The 3,221-nt window shown below is 71.8% G+C and carries 3 protein-coding genes; all 3 read right to left on the bottom strand.

Annotated features, from left to right (window positions below; genetic code table 11):
- Window positions 1-135: 135 nt before the first annotated feature.
- From HMPREF3105_RS01370 to HMPREF3105_RS01360, 3 genes are read right to left on the bottom strand one after another with little or no spacing between them, the layout of a single operon-like run.
- Window positions 136-1,023, bottom strand: a complete 888-nt coding sequence (locus HMPREF3105_RS01370; protein ID WP_070708598.1) for a 3-hydroxyacyl-CoA dehydrogenase family protein — start codon at window positions 1,021-1,023, stop codon at window positions 136-138.
- A gap of 8 nt (window positions 1,024-1,031) precedes the next feature.
- Window positions 1,032-1,817 carry an enoyl-CoA hydratase/isomerase family protein gene (locus tag HMPREF3105_RS01365; protein WP_070708597.1) on the bottom strand — a complete coding sequence of 262 codons (786 nt, stop codon included), beginning with the start codon at window positions 1,815-1,817 and terminating at the stop codon, window positions 1,032-1,034.
- 4 nt (window positions 1,818-1,821) lie between these two features.
- Window positions 1,822-3,039 (bottom strand): thiolase family protein, encoded by a 1,218-nt coding sequence (locus HMPREF3105_RS01360; RefSeq protein WP_036383428.1) that lies wholly within the window; start codon window positions 3,037-3,039, stop codon window positions 1,822-1,824.
- Between the last annotated feature and the right edge of the window lie 182 nt (window positions 3,040-3,221).

Raw genomic sequence — 3,221 nt, 5'->3', positions numbered from 1 at the left:
CAAGAACCTCATGACCCACAACAGCTAGCCGCGCCGCCCCGCCCCCGCACTTTCGAACGTGATATCGGGGGAATGGGCGCTTTCGAACGGGAGATAGGGCCTATCTCACGTTCGAAAGCGCTCGCCCCGGGGGGCTCAGCGGTAGTCGAAGAAGCCCTTGCCGGACTTCCGGCCGAGCTCGCCGCGGGCCACCATGTCCCGCATGAGCTGCGGCGGGGCGAAACGCTCACCCAGCTGGGACTCGAGGTACTCCGCGATGCCCAGGCGCACGTCCAGGCCCACGATGTCGGTCAGCGCCAGCGGGCCGACCGGGAACTTGTAGCCGAGCACCATGGCGGCGTCGATGTCCTCGGGGGAGGCCACGCCCTCCTCGACCATGCGGATGGCCTCGAGCGCGATCGCCACGCCCAGGCGCGACGAGGCGAAGCCCGGGGCGTTCTTGACGACGACGGGGGTCTTGCCGAGCCCGCGGACCCACTCGGTGGACAGGGCCTGGAGCTCCGCACCGGTCTGCTCGCCGATCACGACCTCCACGAGCTTCGAGGCGGGCACCGGGTTGAAGTAGTGCAGGCCGCAGAAGCGTTCGGGGCGCTGCAGGTGCGTGGCGATCTCGTCGATGGAGAGGGAGGAGGTGTTGCTGGCCAGCCAGGCGTCCTCGCGCAGGTGGGCCTCGACGTCGGTGAGCGCCTCGATCTTCACCTGCATGTCCTCGAACACGGCCTCGACCACGAGGTCGCAGCGGGCGAAGTCGGCCCGGTCCACGGAGACGGTCAGGCGCTGCGCCCACTCGTCCAGGTCGCCGTCGATCTTGCCGCGCTCGAGGGAGGCGGCCAGGTCGGCCTCGATGCGCTCCCTGGCGGCCTCGGCCGACTGCGGGTCGCGCTCGACGACGACCACCTCGGACGAGCCGGAGACGAGGAACGCGTGGGCGATGCCGCCGCCCATCCGGCCGCCGCCGAGGACACCGACGACGGCGGGCACGGAGGACGGAGCGGTGTCAGGGGTGTGCTGCTGATCGGTCATGTCAGTCCTCACTTCTTCTTGCGGTCCAGGAACGCCTGCATGCGCTCGAACTTGGCGTCGGACTCGAACAGGATGGCCTGCGCGATCTCGTCCACGTGGGGGTGGGCCTCGCGCGGGAGGTGGAAGACGCGCTTGGACAGCCGCACCGCCAGCGGGTCCTGCTGCGCGATGCGGTCGGCGAGGGCGTCGGCGGCGTCGAGGAGGGCGTCCGGCTCGTGCAGCTCGGTGACGAGCTTGAGCTCGAGGGCCTCCTGCGCGTCCAGGATCCGTCCGGCGAGCAGCAGCTCGAGGGCCACCGGCTCACCCACCAGCTCCTTGAGCCGCCACTGGGCGCCCGCAGCGGCGGTGATCCCCAGGCTCGTCTCGGGCTGGCCCATCTTCAGCGCCGGGGTGGCGATGCGGAAGTCGGCCGCGTAGGCCAGTTCCGCGCCGCCGCCCAGGGCGAAGCCGTCGATCGCCGCGATCACGGGCATGGGCAGCCGGTGGATGCGGTCGAAGACCTGCGAGTTCACGCCGCGCAGGGCGTCGTCGCGGCGGCGCTCGCGCAGCTGTCCGATGTCCGCGCCGGAGGCGAAGATGCCGGAGAACGTCCCCGGCTCGCGCGTCGACTCCACCTGCGTGCCCGAGATGATCAGGATCTTCGGCTCGCGTTCGAGGTGGGTGCAGAGCTCGTGGAACTCGTCGACCATGGTCTGGTCGATCGCGTTGCGCACGCCCGGGCGGTCCATGCGCGCGTGGACGCGGTCCTCACGCTCCTCGACGCGCAGTGCCGTGAAGTGGCTGAAGTCGTCCATGCGCTCAGACCTTCTCGACGAGCATCGCGGAGCCCTGGCCCACGCCCACGCACATCGTGGCCAGGCCCCTGTCCGCGCCCTCGCGCTCCATCCGACCGAGCAGCGTGACCACGAGGCGCGAGCCCGAGGAGCCGAGCGGATGGCCCAGGGCGATCGCGCCGCCGTCGGCGTTGACGGTCTCCGGGTCCAGGCCGAGGCGCCGCATCGAGGCCAGGGACTGGGTGGCGAAGGCCTCGTTGAGCTCGACGGCGCCCAGATCCGCCACGGACCAGCCGGAGCGCTCGAGGGCCTTCTCGGTGGCCGGGACGGGGCCCAGACCCATGATCTCGGGGGCCAGGCCCGCCGAGGTGGACTCCACGACGCGGGCCCGCGGGGTCAGGCCGTACTTCTGCGCGGCCCGCTCGGAGACGACGAGGATCGCCGAGGCGCCGTCGTTGAGGGAGGAGGAGTTGCCGGCGGTGACCACGCCGTCCTTCTTGATGATCGGGCGCAGGCTGGCGAGCACCTCGGGGGTGGAGCCGGGGCGGGGGCCCTCGTCCGTGTCCACGACCGTCTCGGCGCCCTTGCGGCCCGTGACGACGACGGGCACGATCTCGTCCGCGAAGCGGCCGGCCCCGATGGCGGCCAGCGCACGCTCATGCGAGCGGGCGGCGAAGGCGTCGGCGTCCTCGCGGGTGATGCCGTCCACCTCGCCGACCTCCTCGGCGGTCTCCGGCATGGAGAAGGTGAACTTCTCCCCGAACTCGCCGTCCGCGAAGCGCGGGTTCACGAAGCGCCAGCCGATCGCGGTGTCGAAGGCCGCGCCGGGCTTGGCGAACGCCGTCGTCGGCTTCTCCATCACCCAGGGGGCGCGGGACATCGACTCCACGCCGCCGGCCACGACGACGTCGGCCATCCCGGAGCGCACCATCGCGGTGGCGATGCCGATCGCGGACATGCCGGACGCGCAGAGGCGGTTCACGGTGATGCCCGGGACGGTGTCCGGGAAGCCGGCCAGCAGCCAGGCCATGCGGGCGACGTTGCGGTTCTCCTCGCCGGCGCCGTTGGCGTTGCCGAGGATGACCTCGTCCACGACCGACGGGTCGATGCCGGCGTCCTCGATCACGGCCTTGATGGTCAGGGCGGCGAGGTCGTCGGGGCGGACGGAGGAGAGGGCGCCGCCGTACTTGCCGACGGGCGTGCGGCGACCGCCGACGAGCAGGGCCTGGGACTGTGCGGACATGGAGACTCCTTGAGTGACCGACGACGAGGCGGGCGCGGCGAATTACCGACCGTGCGTTCAGGTTCAGTATCCCGGGCCGGTGTGACGGGGGTCAACTGCGGGGGCGGGGTGTGACGGGGCGGAGACGGGGCCGGGCGGCCGCGCCGAGGCCACGTCGATCAGCGTCTGACCCGGCGCACCCC

The organism is Micrococcus sp. HMSC31B01 (assembly GCF_001816085.1).
Classification (GTDB): Bacteria; Actinomycetota; Actinomycetes; order Actinomycetales; family Micrococcaceae; genus Micrococcus; species Micrococcus luteus.
This window is presented reverse-complemented; position numbering and strand designations above follow the sequence as displayed.

Excerpts from the sequence above, each read along its gene's own strand:
- HMPREF3105_RS01370 (WP_070708598.1), bottom strand. The coding sequence starts at position 1,023 with ATGACCGATCAGCAGCACACCCCTGACACCGCTCCGTCCTCCGTGCCC.
- HMPREF3105_RS01365 (WP_070708597.1), bottom strand. The coding sequence starts at position 1,817 with ATGGACGACTTCAGCCACTTCACGGCACTGCGCGTCGAGGAGCGTGAG.
- HMPREF3105_RS01360 (WP_036383428.1), bottom strand. The coding sequence starts at position 3,039 with ATGTCCGCACAGTCCCAGGCCCTGCTCGTCGGCGGTCGCCGCACGCCC.